This window comes from Pseudomonas sp. P105 (assembly GCF_032614175.1).
GTDB classification, from domain to species: domain Bacteria; phylum Pseudomonadota; class Gammaproteobacteria; order Pseudomonadales; family Pseudomonadaceae; genus Aquipseudomonas; species Aquipseudomonas rhizophila.
Window position 1 is genome coordinate 4,993,433 of the sequence record NZ_CP126693.1, and the last position, 18,978, is coordinate 5,012,410.

The 18,978-nt window shown below is 59.6% G+C and carries 10 protein-coding genes; 4 read left to right on the forward strand and 6 right to left on the reverse strand.

What is annotated here, in order from left to right; genetic code table 11:
• Positions 1–1,881: 1,881 nt before the first annotated feature.
• Together QOM08_RS22465 and QOM08_RS22470 are read right to left on the reverse strand one after the other, a co-directional pair.
• Positions 1,882–2,241: a PilZ domain-containing protein gene (locus tag QOM08_RS22465; protein WP_107321958.1), complete on the reverse strand. Its 360-nt coding sequence runs from the start codon at positions 2,239–2,241 to the stop codon at positions 1,882–1,884.
• 294 nt (positions 2,242–2,535) lie between these two features.
• On the reverse strand, positions 2,536–2,910 hold the full coding sequence (locus QOM08_RS22470) for a tetratricopeptide repeat protein (RefSeq protein ID WP_316912153.1): 375 nt from the start codon (positions 2,908–2,910) through the stop codon (positions 2,536–2,538).
• A 355-nt stretch (positions 2,911–3,265) separates the two neighbouring features.
• Here QOM08_RS22470 and pyk point away from each other — a divergent pair, with 355 nt between their 5' ends.
• Entirely contained in the window at positions 3,266–4,717 is a 1,452-nt protein-coding gene (pyk, locus tag QOM08_RS22475; RefSeq protein ID WP_047227107.1) for a pyruvate kinase, read from the forward strand.
• 49 nt (positions 4,718–4,766) lie between these two features.
• Here pyk and QOM08_RS22480 read toward each other — a convergent pair.
• From QOM08_RS22480 to QOM08_RS22495, 4 genes are all read right to left on the reverse strand, one after another.
• Positions 4,767–5,989, reverse strand: a protein-coding gene (locus QOM08_RS22480) for an IS3 family transposase (protein ID WP_316911973.1) whose coding sequence is annotated in 2 segments (ribosomal slippage) — positions 4,767–5,638 and positions 5,638–5,989 — 1,224 coding nt in all. Because the reading frame shifts where the segments join, the coding sequence is not laid out codon by codon here.
• A gap of 523 nt (positions 5,990–6,512) precedes the next feature.
• A complete protein-coding gene (locus QOM08_RS22485) occupies positions 6,513–7,262 on the reverse strand; it encodes an enoyl-CoA hydratase-related protein (protein WP_316912154.1) in 750 nt (249 codons plus the stop codon).
• Positions 7,263–7,290: 28 nt separating this feature from the next.
• Positions 7,291–8,226 (reverse strand): iron-sulfur-binding ferredoxin reductase, encoded by a 936-nt coding sequence (locus tag QOM08_RS22490; protein WP_076383668.1) that lies wholly within the window; start codon positions 8,224–8,226, stop codon positions 7,291–7,293.
• Positions 8,219–9,325 carry a sensor domain-containing diguanylate cyclase gene (locus tag QOM08_RS22495; protein ID WP_047227128.1) on the reverse strand — a complete coding sequence of 369 codons (1,107 nt, stop codon included), beginning with the start codon at positions 9,323–9,325 and terminating at the stop codon, positions 8,219–8,221. Before QOM08_RS22495 ends, QOM08_RS22490 begins: the two co-directional genes overlap by 8 nt.
• Positions 9,326–9,792: 467 nt before the next feature.
• Between QOM08_RS22495 and QOM08_RS22500 the strand changes: the two genes are divergently transcribed.
• The 3 genes from QOM08_RS22500 (at position 9,793) to QOM08_RS22510 (ending at position 18,942) form a co-directional block, all read left to right on the forward strand.
• On the forward strand, positions 9,793–11,316 hold the full coding sequence (locus QOM08_RS22500; protein ID WP_047227110.1) for a fumarate hydratase: 1,524 nt from the start codon (positions 9,793–9,795) through the stop codon (positions 11,314–11,316).
• Between the two features lie 357 nt (positions 11,317–11,673).
• A complete protein-coding gene (locus tag QOM08_RS22505; protein ID WP_316912155.1) occupies positions 11,674–16,131 on the forward strand; it encodes a SpvB/TcaC N-terminal domain-containing protein in 4,458 nt (1,485 codons plus the stop codon).
• A gap of 3 nt (positions 16,132–16,134) precedes the next feature.
• Positions 16,135–18,942: an RHS repeat-associated core domain-containing protein gene (locus QOM08_RS22510; protein WP_316912156.1), complete on the forward strand. Its 2,808-nt coding sequence runs from the start codon at positions 16,135–16,137 to the stop codon at positions 18,940–18,942.
• Positions 18,943–18,978 lie beyond the last annotated feature (36 nt).

The following is an 18,978-nucleotide window of genomic DNA, read 5'->3' on the forward strand; positions in this document are numbered from 1 at the left end:
GAGATGGAGGGCTTGGGCAGTACCGTCACAGATATATTGTCGGCCCAGCCTGATAGCACGCCACGGTGTTGCTGTCTGGCTGTCAGTACTTTTATCCCTGGGGTCAGCGGTTCACGCAAACTTGTTCGCCATGCAGAACCGGATTCCACCCAGTCCGACAATTGCCGAGCTGTGTGGCCTTCATAAACCGCAACCCAGGCTTCAGAAGTAGCTGTACCTGAAACCTCCAGATTGGGTAGCACGTCATCGTTACGGACAGGGCTCGTTATCGAAGGGCTCTGACGACTGTAAGAGGCTATAAAGTAATTGTTCATATCCATCCGATTATTACCCTGCCAATACAAAACCCGTACACTAATCAGCTCCTCGCTAGCATTACTCCTTACGGTGTGCACAAACGGAAAGCTATGCCACGTATCATCCTGACGCGCATTTTCTTCACTTGCTGGAATCCAGTTACCGTTACTCTCAACCCTCAAACTAAAATAACAGTTAGCCAAACCACTAGGCCTTGATAAATACTGTTTTCCCACAACGGTAAATGATGCGCCATCGGCACTCCACTCGTACTCAAACTTAAACTTCGCGATAGCAACCCCACTACCAATTGGATATATAAACACTGTGTGCTCTGTAGCCAAACCATCTGCAGAAACAACGTCCGACACCTTACGCACATCATAAGTTTTATCGGCATTAACTCTGTTAGTTCCTTCTGATATTTCTGCCGCGTCGCGCCCATCAATATCGTCGGTGTCATCGTCGATCATGATTAGCTCCAGGTTAACCTTTCAATTGGCTGGTCTTGACAAGATATTCAGGGCAGTAGAAGCCAGCTCCTCAGCTTAAACACCTGTCATACCTGACAGTCCCGACCAGTGGCCGTCTCGATGTAGGGAAGCACCCAACTGACTACGCCTCCTCGCGCAACGGACTACAGATCCGCCAGAATCCGCCGGCTTGTGCGCCTCGGCCTTGCCCCCCAACTTGATTCGCGTCGCTGACAACCCGCGACCGGCTTTAGTCGCCCGGTGATGAAGTGATGTGCACAAACGTCATCCAGTCGGGTTTCCTTTCATTGCAGCAACACGCCTGTTCAGTTGCGCGTACTCCGGCGGCGCCCCATGCACGCTGAAGCTGGCGTCGAAATGCTGCGGCGTTACGTCTTCGTGACACCTCAGGCAGCTTGCCTTTTAATTGGATGTTGTGTTGCGGCCCTCATCGAAGGGACTTTCAAGTGCAGGTCAACCTCAATCCTATATTGGTTGAGAATCACGAATGGGATGAAAGACAAGACAACTAAACCTGCCCCATCATACCGATTGTTCTTTATAAGCTTCAACAGCGCCATCTGGAGAAATCCCCCCTCTTTGAGAGGAACCAGGATCGCTTTCCGACTTATCATTTCCCTTACTCACGACCCATTCCTCTAATCAAGTAAGGACAATAAATCTTCCAATTTTACTGACAACGCACATATCACCCGAGAGGTTGAGGAACAGTGAACAAGGCTCCTCGCTTATTGAACAGCTGTAATACCTGACAGTCCGGACAAACGGTCACCCGCGGTTCTTTGAGGCAGATGGGCGAGATGGGGGTGTTGTTGCTGGAGAAGTTGCTGGATAACGAGACGAAGGTTCAACGCTGAAGGTTAAGCCGACTGAATAATGTCGTAGATGCGATGGAGAACCTGTGGGAGCGAGCCTGCTCGCGATGGCAATCTCAAGTACGCCATCGCGAGCAGGCTCGCTCCCACACTGGGTCAGTCGGCACATTCAGCATTGATGCAAGCTGATCCACCGTTTTCGTGAACAAGCCCGCTCCCACAAGTTGGATTGAGGCAACCCCGCAAAAGTCAGGCCGATTCCTGCAGAGGCGGTTTCAAGCCGACTCCGGCAACGGATGAAAACTGAAATACTGCTGCAACGCACTCACCAATTGCCCGTACTCCGGCGGCGCCCACTTGAGGCTGAAACCGGCGTCGAAATGCTGCGGCGTCACATCCTCGTGACACCACAGGCAACTGGCCTTCAATTCAATGTCCAACTGCGGTCCGTCATCGCTAGGGATCTTGAGGTGCAGATTAAAGTCCGCGCCGACCATCAGCGGCAAATGGCTGATCAGCATCAGGCCATCCTCAGAGACGTTGCCCAGAAAGCCGATGGGCTTGTCGTTCATACCGTTGAACACGCGCAGGAAATACGGCAGCTGATGCCGCTCGATTCGCCTCTTTTTGTACATGTCCTGTATCGCTTTTTGAACGCCCCTCTACCAGGGGCTATCGATACTTCGGAACGGGCACGAACAGGCCCGCTCTCCCCGATCCCGGTGCCAGACGCTTGCAAGCGCCTTGGCTCTACTTCTGCCGGTCACAGGTGCCTCTTGAATTAGAGACCTGGCTCTAATCACTTCTTGTACAAAATATAGCTCAAGGTTTGGCGACGGCCAGCCCAAGGGCGATAGTTTCATCCTGTGCAATCGTACAAGGTGGAGGTGGCCAGGCATTGCCCCTGGCCATGATATTGACGGACGGTATCAGAGCGCGGTGGGGCGGATCGCCGGGGCGCTGCGGAGCGGGTAATGGCCCAGGCTCTGCAAGGTTTCCAGCCGGGCCCGGGCGCGGAAGGCGTATTCGCTGTTAGGGTAATGGGTCATGATGAACTGGTAGGTTTGCGCCGCATCGACAAACAGCTTCTGTCGTTCCAGGCATTGGCCGCGCATCATCGAGACTTCCGGCTGCATGTAGCGCCGGGCACGGCTGGCGCGGTCGACCTTGGACAACTCGAGCATCACCTGCTCGCAATTGCCCCGCTCGTAAGCCTTGTAGGCCAGGTTCATGTGGTGGTTCATCGACCAACGGGTGCAGCCCGTGATGCTCAGGGCCAGGGCAACAAAAAGCACGAATCGCATGGGAGGTTCTCCTGTCTTGAGCTCTGTATCGACCTGGGTGGGGAAATCTTCAACCCGAAAACGCAGCTTGGCAGTGCTCTTGTGGCGAGGGGATTTATCCCCGCTGGGCTGCGCAGCAGCCCCCAAGCCAGCCACCTGGGTGTTTCAGGTTAATGTGCATCTGCCATCTTGGGGCTGCTTCGCAGCCCAGCGGGGATAAATCCCCTCGCCACAGAAGGAATGTGAAGCCGTAGAGGCGCAAAAATTTTCAGGAATGTTCATTTCGAAAAGAAACGAAAAAGTAGTGCATATGAACAATGACTACACCCAAAGAGCATAGTAGCCTTCGCTGGCGCTTGAACCTGAGGAGTCTTGCATGTCCGTCCGTCGCACCAAAATCGTCGCTACCCTTGGCCCGGCCAGTAACTCGCCGGAAGTTCTCGAACAGCTGATTCTGGCTGGCCTGGACGTTGCCCGTCTGAATTTCTCTCACGGCACCCCCGACGAGCACAAGGCTCGTGCCAAGCTGGTGCGTGACCTTGCTGCCAAGCATGGCCGTTTTGTCGCCCTGCTGGGTGACCTGCAAGGCCCGAAGATCCGTATCGCCAAATTCGCCAACAAGCGCATCGAGTTGAAGATTGGTGACACTTTCACCTTCTCCACCAGCCATCCGCTGACCGAAGGCAACCAGCAGGTGGTCGGTATCGACTACCCGGACCTGGTCAAGGATTGCGGCGTGGGCGACGAGCTGCTGCTCGACGACGGTCGCGTGGTGATGCGGGTCGACACCGCCACGGCCACCGAACTGAACTGCACCGTGACCATCGGCGGCCCGCTGTCGGACCACAAAGGCATCAACCGTCGTGGCGGTGGCCTGACGGCGCCGGCCCTGACCGAAAAAGACAAGGCCGACATCAAGCTGGCCGCGGAAATGGAAGTCGACTACCTGGCCGTGTCCTTCCCCCGCGACGCTGCTGACATGGAATACGCCCGTCAACTGCGCGACGAAGCCGGCGGCACCGCCTGGCTGGTGGCCAAGATCGAACGCGCCGAAGCCGTGGCCGACGACGAAACCCTCGACGGCCTGATCAAGGCTTCCGATGCCGTGATGGTGGCCCGTGGCGACCTGGGCGTGGAAATCGGTGACGCGGAGCTGGTGGGCATCCAGAAGAAGATCATTCTGCATGCACGCCGTCACAACAAAGCGGTGATCGTCGCGACCCAGATGATGGAGTCGATGATCCAGAACCCGATGCCGACCCGCGCCGAAGTGTCCGACGTAGCCAACGCCGTGCTCGACTACACCGACGCCGTGATGCTCTCGGCCGAAAGCGCCGCCGGCCTCTACCCGCTTGAAGCGGTGCAGGCCATGGCACGCATCTGCATCGGCGCTGAAAAGCACCCCACCAGCAAGACCTCCAGCCACCGGATCGGCAAGACCTTCGAGCGCTGCGACGAGAGTATCGCCCTGGCGACGATGTACACCGCCAACCACTTCCCGGGCGTGAAGGCGATCATCGCCCTGACCGAAAGTGGCTACACGCCGCTGATCATGTCGCGCATCCGCTCCTCGGTGCCGATCTACGCGTTCTCCCCGCACCGCGAAACCCAGGCTCGCGCGGCCATGTTCCGTGGTGTCTACACCGTGCCATTCGACCCGGCCGCCCTGCAACCGGGCGAAGTCAGCCAGGCGGCGGTGGATGAACTGGTCAAGCGCGGCGTGGTGCAAACCGGCGACTGGGTCATCCTGACCAAGGGCGACAGCTACCACACCATCGGCGGCACCAACGGGATGAAAATTCTGCACGTTGGCGACCCGATGGTCTGAGTGACCGGTTGCTGTCTAGTCCTGAAATAGGTTTACACCTGTTTCAGTCTCAAAACGCCCGATGCACCGCATCGGGCGTTTTGTATTTCAGGGCCAAATGAGGTCGCTTACGGTTATAGATTTCTATCGATTCCTCAACCATGCGCTTGGCTTGGGCGAGGTCTTTGGGACGGTGTAAAAGAAATTCTGTTTTCAGAATCCCATTCACTCGTTCCGCTAGGGCATTCTGGTAGCAGTCGTAGCCATCCGTCATCGAACACCTGACGCCATGCTTGGCGTGCAGCTTTTGGTAGAGATCAGAGCAGTATTGCGAGCCCCGATCGGAGTGATGTACCAGTGGCTGATTGGTTCTTCGGTGTCGAAGAGCTTTCGTCATCGCCCGGATGACTGACTCGGTATGCAGGCTTTCATGCACATGATGGCCGACTATTTTGCGCGAGAACGCATCAGTGACCAGACTTACGTAAGCGACGCTTTGCTCGGTCGGTAAATAGGTTATATCCGCCACCCACACCTGTTCCGGGCCGGTGGCAGTGACTTGGTCAGGGCCGGGCTTGAGCCGATTCGGATGTCGACGGAAGCGATGATGACTGTCGGTAGTCTTGTGATAAGCGCGTTTGCGTGGGACCAGTTGTCGATGGTCTCGCAGAATATCGAACAATCGATCTCGGCCTACCGTTTGCGTTAGTTCAGGTTCGGCTTGCATTAGCCCATGCAGCTTACGGGTGCCCAACCGAGGCATTTCAAGGCGTGCCTCCAGCACAAATCCCAGCACCTTTTGCGCATGGCTAGTTTGCGCGTCGTAAGCTCGATTGCGCTTGTAATACGCCTGCCGTGAGATGCCCAGAAACTGGCAAGCCCTGGTGACACTCAGGCCTTCGATTTGCCCTTGGCTGAGGACTTGCCGGATCGCTTTTTTACGACAGAAACACCGTAATCGTTTTTCAGCACGTCAACGACAGCTTCAAAAAATTGGGCTTTCTGGTTGGCAAGGGCCAGCTTTTCTTCCAGCTCCTTGATTCGCTGCTCTGGTGTCAGCGGCAAATTTGGCTCGGCCATCGGTCGGTTCCTCTGGGCACGAATGGAGGCGCCTTGGCTCCAGTCCTGCCGCCCATGCTTGCGTAACCATACCAACACAGTCGACCGGCCCTGAATCCCATAACGCCGTTGAGCCTCTTTATAACTCAGTTCGCCCTTTTCAACCTGATCGACAACCGCCAATTTAAAGCCCAGCGTGTAATCACGCTGACTACGCCTTCTTCCTGAATCCATTGGTTCCTCCTGAGGAGAGGTCAGAAGGTGTAAACCTTATTCAGGACGAGACATGCTGAAAACAAAAGCCCCGCCATGTGAATGGCGGGGCTTTTTGGTTTTTGCCGTCTGAAAAAGGTGTTGCCTGGGCTGACGCTATCGCGAGCAGGCTCGCTCCCACAGGGGATCTGTGGTGCTCATGAATAATGTGTTCAACACAAACCCAATGTGGGAGCGAGCCTGCTCGCGATAGCGGTGGGTCAGCTTGCACCAACGTTGAATGTGCCGACGCCTTCGCGAGCAAGCTCGCTCCCACAGGGGATCTGTGGTGTTCATGAATAATGTGTTCAACACAAACCCAATGTGGGAGCGGCTTGCTCGCGATAGCGGTGGGTCAGCTTGCACCAACGTTGAATGTGCCGACGCCTTCGCGAGCAAGCTCGCTCCCACAGGGGATCTGTGGTGTTCATGGCTAATGTGTTCAACACAAACCCAATGTGGGAGCGAGCTTGCTCGCGATGAGGCCAACCCATGCGCTACAAAACTAATGCCTGTTGATAAACTCCGACAGCGCCGCCACCGCCTCTGGCGAGCGCAGTCGCTGGGTGAACAGCCTGCCCTCCTCTTCGATCACGGCGCGCAGTTGCTCCCGATCCGGGGCCTTCATCAGTTGTTTGCTGATGCGCACCGCTTCAGCCGGCAGCGATTCGAAACGCAGTGCCACGTCCCGCGCCTTGGCCAACGCCGCCTCGCCACTGTCCAGCGCCTCGGTGGCGATGCCCCCGGCTGCCGCCTGTTCGCCGCTCAAGCCCTCGCCCAACAGCAGCAACTGCGCAGCCCTGGCCTGGCCGAGCAACCTCGGCAGGATCAGGCTGGAGCCGAATTCCGGGCACAACCCCAGATTGACGAACGGCGTTCGCAGCCGCGCGTCCCGGCTGACGTAGACCAGGTCGCAATGCAACAACAACGTGGTGCCGATGCCCACAGCCGGCCCGGCCACGGCGGCGATTACCGGTTTACGACAGTCGAGCAGGCTGAGCATGAATTCGAATACCGGGTTGTCGAGATCGGCCGGCGGCTGTTCGAGAAAGTCGACAATATCGTTGCCGGCGGTGAAGCAATCATGAGACCCGCAGATCAGCACCGCACTGATCTGCGGGTCGGCGTCAGCCATCGCCAGGGCTTGGGCCAATTGGCTGTACATGGCCCGGGTCAGGGCGTTTTTCTTTTCCGGGCGATTGAGGCGCAGGGTCAACAGGCCGCGTTCGCGCTCAAGCAGCAGGGTATCGGTCATGGTCGGTCTCGCGTCTGAAGATCAGCGCTCAACCACGGGTCAGGAAGACATCGGCCAGCAGTTGATTACGCGGCAGGCCAGCCAGGTAGAGGCGCTTGGCAAAGGCCTCGACCCGGTCGGGATGGCCGCAGAGTAAGGCCTGGGTTTGCCGGGAAACAAGCCGCAGTTGCGCCAACGCAGACGGCGCCTCGGCCGTGGTCAGCAGCTCCACGGTGAGGTGTTGATGCTTGGCCGCCAGCGCTGCCAGGGGTTTGGCCAGATAGTGCCCGGCGGCATCATGGGCTACGTGAATAAGACGAATGGTGCCTTGGTGATGCTGATGCAGGGCTGAGCGCAAAAGACCGAACAACGGTGCCAGGCCAGTGCCGGCCGCCAGTAGCCACAGCGGCTTATCGTGCCACTCGGGATCGTAATGCAGGGCGCCGCCGCGCAATTCACCGAGAAAAATCGGGTCGCCCACTTTCATCTGTCGCGCCGCATTGATGAACTGGCCGGGCTCGCGGCAATCGAGGTGAAACTCCAGGAAGCGGTCTTCTTCGGGCAGGCTCGCCAGGGAATACGGCCGGGCGACATCGCCGGCCCACAACACCAGGTGCTGGCCCGCCCGATAACGCAGCGCCCGCTCAGGAATAATGCGCAAGCGCAGCACGTCGGGGCTCAGCCAATCCGCGGCGGTCACCTGGGCGGCACGGCCGTCACGTTGCGGGTCAAAGGTGTGGATCTGCACATCCTCGATCACCTGGCACTGACACGCCAGCCGCCAGCCTTGCTCGCGCTGCGCGGGGCTCAAGGCGTCGGGCCGACTGTCGCGCACGTCACCGTTCACGCACTGCACCAGACACGCATGGCAGCTGCCGGCGCGACAACTGTAGGGCACGGCCACGCCGCCCTGATTCAACGTGTCCAACAGATTGCTGCCCGCCGCCACCGTCCACTGCCGGTCGGCGACTTTTACTTCAGGCATCGACATTCTCCCAGGCAGCGGCGCACTGATTGCGGCCGTCTCGCTTGGCACGGTACAAGGCCTGATCGGCACGCTGCAATGCGTTGTCCAGGTCGTCGCCGGTCTCCAGCATCGTCATGCCCACCGACAGGCTGAGGGAGCCGATCTGCAAGCCGATCAACTCGACTTCAGTAAATGCCAGGCGCAGCCGCTCGCAACAGGCCGTCAGCCGCGAGGGGTCGCAGGCCGGCAGCAGCATGACGAACTCTTCGCCACCGTAACGGGCCAGCACATCACCTTCGCGCAGGCAGGCCGTGGCGATGCTGGCGAACGCCTGAAGCACCTGATCACCGGCGGCGTGGCCGTGCAGGTCATTGATGCGTTTGAAATGGTCGAGGTCGATCAAGGCCAGGCCATGGGCAACATTGGGCCGGAGTGTGTTGAGCTCACGGGACGCCAGGCGCAGGAAGTGCCGGCGGTTGAATAAGCCGGTCAGTTCATCCGTGGCCACCAGATCTTCGAGCTGACGCATCATGCCGCGCAGGGTGTCCTGATGTGCCTGCAAGGCAAACCGCCGCTGACGCATGCGTTGGCGCGAGTTCTGTACGTAACTGGCATAGAGCACCAGCCACACCAGCACGATAAACAGCACGCACACCTGTAACGCGGCCAGCGTGGGGTCAGGAAGCCTGAAGAAGTAACCGTCCCAGAGGGTAATGGCGGTGAAACTGAAAAACACCAGCATCGCGCAGCGCACGAAAGCCCGACGGGACAAGTGGAACAGCCCGAACAGCAGGATCAGCACATAGAACACCAGGAACACGCCCCGAGCCTGGTCCAGATGCGCCATCATCCAGGTCTGCCAGCCCAGGCCGATCAGTACCTGTATTTCAGTAAGACTGGGGTCGGCGAACCGCAGATTGCGGTCGGTGATAAACAGCGCGAACAGCCCTGCCTGGCACAACACCACCAACACGCTGCCGATGATGACATCGCGCAACGAATCGAGGTAATGACCACTGAAATATGCCAACCACAACAACACCAGTGCCAGCGCGTAAGTCGCGGCCGCCAAGGCGAAGCGTTTCAGCAAAAGACGTTGAATGGCGTTATGGGTCAATCGTTGACTCACCATGGGAAAGGAACTGACAGGAGGCGTCCTACGCTACAGGCCAGACGCCACTTTAGTGGCGTGCAGGGCAAATGACCATTCAATTCTGGAGCAGAAAAATGGCGTCAAAGCAATGGCCTAAATTGACGCAGTTGTTCGAGGCTGGCTGGTCCCCTTGTGGTGAGGGGATTTATCCCCGTTGGGCTGCGAAGCAGCCCGAAAATGACTGAAGGCAAACAACCTGACGCACCGAGGTGACTGACTTTCAGGGCTGCTGCGCAGCCCAGCGGGGATAAATCCCCTCGCCACAAAGGCAGCTCGCTCCCACAGGGTGCTCGCCTGCGATATACTGCCGCGCCTTTTTAGTGTCGCGCCAGCATGCCCGGCGTGCCTTAAGAGGTGCCGTCCGTCGACCGATGCACCCAAACGGACGGCACCTTATTGAATGTTCCCGTCTTTAGAGAGGAGCGCGACTCATGACCGTGATCAAGCAAGATGACCTGATTCAGAGCGTTGCCGACGCCCTGCAGTTCATTTCCTACTACCACCCCGTGGATTTCATCCAGGCGATGCATGAAGCCTACCTGCGCGAAGAATCGCCAGCGGCCCGTGACTCCATGGCGCAGATCCTGATCAACTCGCGCATGTGCGCCACCGGCCATCGGCCGATCTGCCAGGACACCGGGATCGTAACCGTGTTCGTGCGCGTGGGCATGGACGTGCGTTGGGATGGCGCGACCATGAGCCTGGACGACATGATCAACGAGGGCGTGCGTCGCGCCTACAACCTGCCGGAAAACGTCCTGCGCGCGTCGATCCTCGCCGACCCGGCTGGTGCGCGTAAAAACACCAAGGACAACACCCCTGCGGTGATCCACTACTCCATCGTTCCGGGTAACACCGTGGAAGTGGACGTGGCGGCCAAGGGCGGCGGTTCCGAGAACAAGTCCAAGATGGCCATGCTCAACCCGTCCGACTCCATCGTGGACTGGGTATTGAAAACCGTACCGACCATGGGCGCCGGCTGGTGCCCACCGGGCATGCTGGGTATCGGCATCGGCGGCACTGCGGAAAAAGCCGCCGTCATGGCCAAGGAAGTGTTGATGGAGTCCATCGACATTCACGAACTCAAGGCCCGCGGCCCGCAGAACCGCATCGAAGAGATGCGCCTGGAGCTGTTCGAGAAGGTCAACCAACTGGGCATCGGCGCCCAGGGCCTGGGTGGCCTGACCACCGTGCTCGACGTGAAGATCATGGACTACCCGACCCACGCCGCGTCCCTGCCGGTGTGCATGATCCCCAACTGCGCCGCCACCCGCCACGCCCACTTCGTGCTGGACGGCACCGGCCCGGCGTCGCTGGAGGCACCACCGTTGGACGCTTACCCGGAAATCGTCTGGGAAGCCGGTCCGTCGGCGCGCCGCGTGAACCTCGACACCCTGACACCTGAAGACGTACAGAGCTGGAAGCCGGGCGAAACCGTCTTGCTCAACGGCAAGATGCTCACCGGTCGCGACGCGGCGCACAAGCGCATGGTCGAGATGCTGAACAAGGGTGAAACCTTGCCGGTGGACCTCAAGGGCCGCTTCATCTACTACGTCGGCCCGGTCGACCCGGTAGGCGACGAAGTGGTAGGCCCAGCCGGCCCGACCACCGCCACGCGGATGGACAAGTTCACCCGCCAGATCCTCGAGCAGACCGGCCTGCTGGGTATGATCGGCAAGTCCGAACGCGGCCCGACCGCTATCGAAGCGATCAGGGACAACAAGGCGGTCTACCTGATGGCCGTCGGCGGCGCCGCTTACCTGGTGGCTCAGGCGATCAAAAAGTCCAAGGTTCTGGCGTTCGCCGAACTGGGGATGGAAGCGATCTACGAGTTCGAGGTCAAGGACATGCCCGTGACCGTTGCGGTCGATAGCAAAGGCGAGTCGGTACACATCACCGGCCCGGCGATCTGGCAGAAGAAAATCAGCGACAGCCTGGCGGTAGAAGTGCAGTAACACGCACGTTGACGCCGTAAAAAAGGCCGGTGGGCGACAAACTCACCGGCCTTTTTTTATCAGCAGAAAACCTGTGGGAGCGAGCCTGCTCGCGATAGCGGTGGGTCAGCTTGCATCCATGTTGGATGTGCCTCAGTCATCGCGAGCAAGCTTTGCTCCCACACTGGATCTTCAGTGGACCCCGACCTATGTTCAGCCAAGCCTCCCACACAATGCTCCCCGCCGGGCGTGAGTAGAGCCGTTCATCGGCATGCCCGCCTACCTGTCAGATCTGACAGGTTACCCAAGGACCATCTCTTGGCATCCTGAAGTCATGCCGGGTATTCGCCCTGGCGTCGGCTAACAGAGATGATCCCGATGGCAGAACAAGCGCCCCTCCAGATCGTGACCCCGACCATCGCCGGCAGTGCTTCTATCGCCACCCTCGGTAACAGCCTCGGCCCTGTCGGTACGCGAGGGGCAAGTTCTTTTGAACTGCCGTTACCCCTGTCCGCCGCCCGCCACCTGACGCCGGCGCTGACCTTGAATTACAGCAGCCAGGGCGGCAACGGCATCTTCGGCATCGGCATGCAGCTTTCCATCGCCAGCATCACGCGCAAAACCAGCAGAGGTGTGCCGCACTACGCTGATGAGGATGTCATGGTCGACGCCGATGGGGTTGACCGCTGGCCCGAATTCAACGCCGAACCGCTCATTCGCCCCCTGGCGGGCCCCGGCAGTGCAACGTGCTCGGTGGTGCGTTATTACCCCAGGACTGAAAGCAGCTTCGATATTTATGAGCTGTGGACACCCACCGACGGCCAGGCACCCTTCTGGCGTGTCCAGGGCAGCAACGGCCATGTGTATTGCTACGGTAAAACCGAAGCGTCGCGCATTGCCGAACCTGAAGCCGAACCCGAGCCCGATCCCCCAAAACCACCACGCATCGCCGAATGGTTGTTGCTCGAAGAAGTCAGCCCGGCAGGCGAGCACATCTATTATGAGTACCAGGCCGACCCCGGCGCGCTGGACGGCCCCCACGACTATCGCGCCCAGCGCTACCTGCGGCGGGTGTGCTATGGCAACGCCAGCGCCAGTGACACCCTGTACTGCTTCGAAGAGCCCGACCCGGCCCAGCACAACTGGCACTTTCACCTGCTGTTCGACTACGGGCAACGCACCCTCGATCTTGCGCAACAACCTTCCTGGCAAGCCCCCGAAGAGGCGCCCTGGCTGCTACGCAGCGACCCGTTTCACACCTATCGATACGGTTTTGAGGTCGGCACCCGGCGCTTGTGTCATCAGGTGTTGATGTTCCACCACTTCCCCGCCGTGGCCGATACTGAACCTGCCCTGGTCCGGCGGCTGGTGCTGGAATACACCGCCACTGCGCTGGGTTACAACCTGCTGACGGCCGCCCACTATCAGGATTGGGACACTGAAGGCGGTGTCGATTACAGCCCTCCGGTGGAATTGCAGTACACCGATTTCGACCTCAATCTGGCACCCGAAAAATTCTTCGACCTGGAGACAATGCCCGCCCTCGAAGGCAACCGGCATTACCAATGCGTGGACCTGTATGGCGAAGGTCTGCCGGGGTTTCTGTGCCGTTACACCGATGCCTGGTACTACCGCGAGCCTGAGCGCGCCGGGCCCGATGACGATGCCATCGGTTATGGCCCGTGGTCTCGCCTGGACAGTATCCCGGTCGCCAGCCAAAACCCGGCCGTGATGCAGGTGCTGACTGACCTGACCGGCAGCGGCCGCCTCAATTGGGTCATTGCCCAACCCGGCATGAGCGGCTTCCATACCCTCAACCCGGACCGTAGCTGGTCGACCTTCACCCCGTTTGATCGTTTTCCGACGGAGTTCCTGCACCCCGCCGCGCAACTGGGCGATTTGACCGGCGACGGTTTACGCTCCCTGGCCATGGTCGGCCCCAAAAGCGTTCGGTTGTACCCCAATCTCCGCGAGCAGGGGTTCGCCCCAGGGGTGAATGTGCCCCATGAACCGGACAGCCCCCTGCCATTGTTCAGCGACTCGCGCAGCGAACTGGTGTTGTTCGGCAATTTGCTGGGCAGCGACAGCACCGAGCTGTGCCGGATTCGCTTCGATGAAATCAAGTGCTGGCCGAACCTGGGTCACGGGCGTTTCGGCGAAGGTTTTGTCATGAGCGCCCTGCCCTTCAGCTACGGCCAATTCGACGCTGACCGGGTGCGGATCGCCGATCTGGACGGCGCCGGAGCGCCCGCGCTGATCTACCTTAACAGCGACTGTTTCGATATCTACCTCAACCACGGCGGCAACGGCCTTGAGCAAACACCCGTCAAGGTGCCATGGCCGGAGGGCGTGCGGTACGACAATCTGTGCCAGGTCAGCCTGGCCGATCTGCAGGGGCTGGGTTGCGCCAGTCTGATTCTGAGCGTGCCTCACATGTCCCCCGATATGAAGCCCAAGCATTGGCGTTACGACTTCGTCACGGCGCGGCCCTATCTGCTCAACGCCACCCACAACAACATGGGCTGCAGCACCACCCTGACCTATCGCAGCAGTGCGCAATACTGGCTGGATGAAAAACAACAGCGCCGAGCGCAGGGCGAGCAATTGGCCTGTTATCTGCCCATGGCCCTGCCGTTGTTGGCACGTCAGCAACAGCTGGATGAAATCACCGGCAATTGCCTGACCCAGCGCTTCACCTATTTCGAGGGCGACTACGACGGTTATCACCGTGAGTTCCGGGGCTTCGCTCGGTTGTACCAGGTGGACAGCGAGTTGCCCGACGCTGAAGTGCAAAGCGGCTTTACCGCGCCGGTACTGGTCAAGACCTGGTTCCACACCGGCCGAACCGTCAACCAGCCTCTGAAGGACTGTTTCGACGGCGACGATGACGCCGTGCCGCTTGGCCCGGCGCTGTTGAGCTGTTTTCATGAAGGCGACGAGGCCGACGAGATTATCGTGCCCGACCCCGAGACCGCCCGGGAAATGGCTTATGCCTTGGGCGGCCAGGTGTTGCGCACAGAAACCCATCCCGCCGAATCGGGCGATACGGCCCGGCCTTACACCGTGACGCAACAACGCTATCTGCTGCGCCAGCACCATCCCCATCACAAAAGCCTGCTGGTACTGGAACTGGAGGCGCTCAGCCATCAATACGACGGTTTTACCAATGACCCGCAAAGCCAGCACGGCATCAATCTGAAATGGAATCTCTACGGCCAGCTTGTTCACGGCTTCATCGTCCATTACGCCCGACGCCTTACGCCGCTCGATCCGCCCCCCTTCGACGATGAAGACGAGAACACCTGGTGGCTCAACGCCCATGATGAGCAGCAGCAGGTGTTCCACCTTGCCGAGAGCCGGGCCGAGCACCTGCACCTGTTCGACGAAACCGGGTGGCGTCAGCGCCTGGGCCTGCCCTGGCGCAGTCGAGCCAACGCTTTGCAACGCCCCAAGGGCGAACTGCCGCAAGGCCTCAACCCTCGCCAGATCAGCTATGAAACTTTCCTCGCACATCACGACTCCCCGCAATGGCAAGCCGCACGGCAATTGGTTGCGCTTGAGGAACAGAACTACCTGCGTGACGACCAAGGCGATATTGCCTTCCAGGCGTTGCTCGGCCCGCTGGAGACGGCCGAGTTCGACAAGCAGGCACTGGACGCCTACGACGCCGTGCCACCGCCGTTCGACATCCGCGGGCAACTGGAAGAAATCGGCTTTGAGCCCATGCCGCTGTTTCTGCCTGAAGATCCGGACGAAGACACCGCCGAAAACCTCTGGTCGAAAAAGAGCGGTTTTGCCACCTACCACTCGCTTGATGGCTTCTTCCAGATCAACGCCCTGCAAGAAACCCAGAGTCATGGTGTTACGACCCTGACGTACGATGCCTATCACCTGATGACCACCGCCATTACCCTGCCGGACGGCTGTACGACCCAGATCGAATACGACTATCACTCGCTGTTGCCGCAGAGCATCATCGACGCCAACGACAACGTGCAGCAAGCGCTGTATGGCCCCGACGGCGTGCCTTTGGGCATTACGTTTTTCGGCAGCGAAAATGGCCTGCCGGCAGGCTTCGATGCCATCGACACCTACGAGCTGCCCGACGACCTGACACCGGCTTATGCCATCGAACACCCCGAAGCCACCCTGGGCAGAATCGCCAGTGCCGTGCGCACCGACGAGTTCAGCTGGATGGGCGCGCTTGACCTCGCCCAAGTCTCCCTTGCGCAGCGCAACGAGTGGATCAGCGCCCGCTACTTGATGCCCAGCGGCCATGTCCGCGCCAGGGCACGCATTCACCTGGCGCGGCTGGCCGAACGCAGCGCCGCCGAAGAACAGTTGTGGACGCTGATCCAGGCCACGGCCCGGGAGCCGGTGCACAGCGTCGTGCTGAGCGCCGATCGCTACCCGGACGATCGGTTGCAACAGGTCCGCATCACCCTCAGTGCCATCGACGGATTCGGCCGCACCTTGCAAACCAAACAGCGGGTCGAGCCTGGGGAGGCCTATGCCGTGGCCGAGGACGGCTCGCTGGAGCTACAGAACGGGCAACCGTTGCAGCACCTGGCCGACCCGCGCTGGCGCGTCAGCGAACGGGTCGAGTACAACAACAAGGGACTGGTCACGCGGGTTTATCGGCCGTATTTCGCCGACGCCTGGCGCTACATCAACGACGCCTCGCTGCGTCTGCACGGCTACCACGACCAGCAGTTCTACGATCCACCAGGACGCCTGGTCAAGGTCATCAATGCCAAGGGCTATGAAGCCTGGCATGTGCATCATCCCTGGTACTTGTGCGACCACGACTACAACGACACGGACCCGGGAAGCTGACGAGTGAGCAGGCTAACTCATGGCGGTACACCGGTCCTGTCGGTACTTGACGCACGAGCAGGCTCGGTCAGGCGAGTGGACTACTGGCGCCGATCGCCGAACGACGACACCCAAACGTTGGTCACGGCCCAGGCGTATGACGTCGCCGGGCGCCTTATCGCCCGATGGGACCCACGTTTCTACGGTACGGACACGGCCAACCTGCGCAACGACTACAACCTCACCGGTCAGCCGCTGCGTACCCGCAGCGTCGATGGCGGATGGCGCCTGGCATTACCGGGCCTGGCGGGTGAAACCTTGCAACGCTGGGATGAACGCGGCAGTCATTGGCGTATTGCCTATGACCCCCAACTGCGTCCGGTGGCTCTGGAGGAAAACAGTCAGGTCGCAGTCGATACCTTCATCTACGCCGATGCCACGGCCGATGCCGATCACAACCTTCGCGGTCGGTTGCTCGAGCAGGTCGACCCCTCGGGTACGTTGCTTCTGGACAGTTATAGCCTGGTCGGCCTGCCGCTCTGTGAGACGCGTATTTTTCACGACAGCAAGGCGTTTACCAGCCGTCGTCTCTTCGGGCCTTCGGGGGCTGTGCTTGAGCAGACCGATGCCGGTGAACACCAGCAACAGTCGCGCTACGATCTGGCCGGGCAGCTCAAGCAGGTGCAGTTGCGACTCAAGGGGCAAACCGACTGGCAGACGGTGTTGCACGATGCCCAATACAATGCCGCCGGGCAAATCATCGAACAGCACGCAGGCAACAGCGTCATCAGCCACTGGAGCTATGACCCGGCCAGCGCTCGCCTGCTCAGACAACGTTCACAAAAAGCCCCGGCCACCGCACTGGTGGACTTCGAATATGTCCACGACCCGATGGGCAACATCACCCGCATTCTGGACCATACCTATACGCCTACCCATTTCGCCAACCAACGAGTCGATGGCCATCGTGCCTTCAGCTACGACTCGCTCTATCGGTTGACCAGTGCCAGCGGTTACGACGATGGCCCGCCCTCGGATATACCTGGCCTGCCCCAGCCAACCGACCCCAACAACCGGCTCAACTACCTGCAAACCTATGAATATGATGAGGGCGGCAATCTGACCAAGCTCACCCATGTGCGTGAGGGTGCCGGCTACACCCGGCAGATGTTCATCGACCCGGGCAGCAATCGAGGGGTGCGATACCAGCCTGGAGATCCTGCCCCGTCATTCGACACACTGTTCGATCGCCATGGCAATCTCCTGGCATTGCAGCCTGGGCAGAACCTGCAATGGAACGCTCGGGACCAACTGGAAACGGTCACCCTGATCGACCGCGAAAACGCCGCCAATGACCAGGAACATTACCGCTATAGCCAAGGGACCCGGGTCTACAAACGTCACGAAACCCATACCGCCAAGCGCGACCATTTTCAGGACGTGCGCTATCTCCCCGGCCTGGAAATCCGCACCCGGGACAATGGCGAAGAACTGCACATCATCATCCTCGACGCGGGCTTGATCAACGTCCGCTGTTTGCATTGGGTAACGGGCAAGCCGGCAGATATCGACACCGATCAGTTGCGCTACAGCCTGGAGGACCACTCAGGCTCAAACATGATGGAGCTCGATCAGCATGCGCAACTGATCAGTCACGAAGGCTATTACCCGTTCGGCGCCACGGCGTGGCTGATAGCCCGTCCCGGCGTAGAGGTCAGTTACAAGACCGTGCGCTATTCGGGCAAGGAAATGGACATCAGCGGGCTGTATTACTACGGCGCACGTTACTACGCGCCGTGGCTGCAGCGTTGGGTCAGTGCCGACCCGGCAGGGGATGTGGACGGGCTGAACAGGTATGCGTTCGTGGGCAACAATCCGCTACGTTATGTGGATACGGACGGGCAGGCAAAAGCCGAGAGCGTGATCGTGCTTTATTCAGGCTTTCTCTCCGAACTCAGTGGAGAGTCCAGCCGACTGCTCGGGCAACTTCACAACATCATCCAGCAAAAAGGCGTGTTCAGAAGCCTGATGGGGAATCTGGGGGGAGAGCTGGTCAAAGGCGTCTTCGGCTATGAGACAGGCGTGCTGGGTGGCGAGGTGGTCGATCTGGTGCTGCCTGATGCCCCTTTCACAACGCCCTACACCACCACGGGAGGACTGATCGGTGGCAACGTCGGCGGCGATGTGGCCGGCGAGATCGCCGATCCGTTCGTGCATAGCGCAGGGTTGGTGGGCGCGCTCATACCGCAGACCTCAAAAATATCCGTTGAGGCGATCGATCGCAGACTCGGTATCGAGGGTGCGGTTAAAGACATCAAGAACTGGCGGCAGATGAAAGATGAGGTGATCCACCCGGCGCTCAACTCAGTCCTCAACCCCAGCTTCGTGATGAACCGGGTGATGGGGTCGTGGATCCCGATCATCGGCGGCACACTCAATATGTTCGCCCGGGCCATCGAAGGCGAAGACATCAAAAACCGCCTCGACCCCGTCAAGATCGGCAAAATCGAAACGCTGCTCGCCGACTGGAAAACGGCTGTGGAGCAACGCGCTGCCTGGGCCGAAAATGCTTTCGATGCGTTAGGCACCGATGTCATCTCCCCCGCAGACCTGCTGCCCAACGTTAACTTCATGACGTCCAAGGAAGCCCTTGCACCGATCAGTCGCGCCGCCTTGCGCAAAAGAACCCAAGCCACCCTGGCCAACATCAAGGCCGCGCAGCAGGGAATCACCGCTTACAAGGAAATGGGCACGACGGACAATTTGTGGGCGAGTTGGCATGCGCATCCTGTCGGCCATGGCAAAGGCCGCCCGAAATGGATGACCACGTGATCCAGGCAGCTCGGCTCCTCGTGCATCAAGGTTCAG

Excerpts from the sequence above, each read along its gene's own strand:
- QOM08_RS22465 (WP_107321958.1), bottom strand. The coding sequence starts at position 2,241 with ATGTACAAAAAGAGGCGAATCGAGCGGCATCAGCTGCCGTATTTCCTG.
- QOM08_RS22500 (WP_047227110.1), top strand. The coding sequence starts at position 9,793 with ATGACCGTGATCAAGCAAGATGACCTGATTCAGAGCGTTGCCGACGCC.
- QOM08_RS22470 (WP_316912153.1), bottom strand. The coding sequence starts at position 2,910 with ATGCGATTCGTGCTTTTTGTTGCCCTGGCCCTGAGCATCACGGGCTGC.
- QOM08_RS22490 (WP_076383668.1), bottom strand. The coding sequence starts at position 8,226 with ATGCCTGAAGTAAAAGTCGCCGACCGGCAGTGGACGGTGGCGGCGGGC.
- QOM08_RS22505 (WP_316912155.1), top strand. The coding sequence starts at position 11,674 with ATGGCAGAACAAGCGCCCCTCCAGATCGTGACCCCGACCATCGCCGGC.
- pyk (WP_047227107.1), top strand. The coding sequence starts at position 3,266 with ATGTCCGTCCGTCGCACCAAAATCGTCGCTACCCTTGGCCCGGCCAGT.
- QOM08_RS22485 (WP_316912154.1), bottom strand. The coding sequence starts at position 7,262 with ATGACCGATACCCTGCTGCTTGAGCGCGAACGCGGCCTGTTGACCCTG.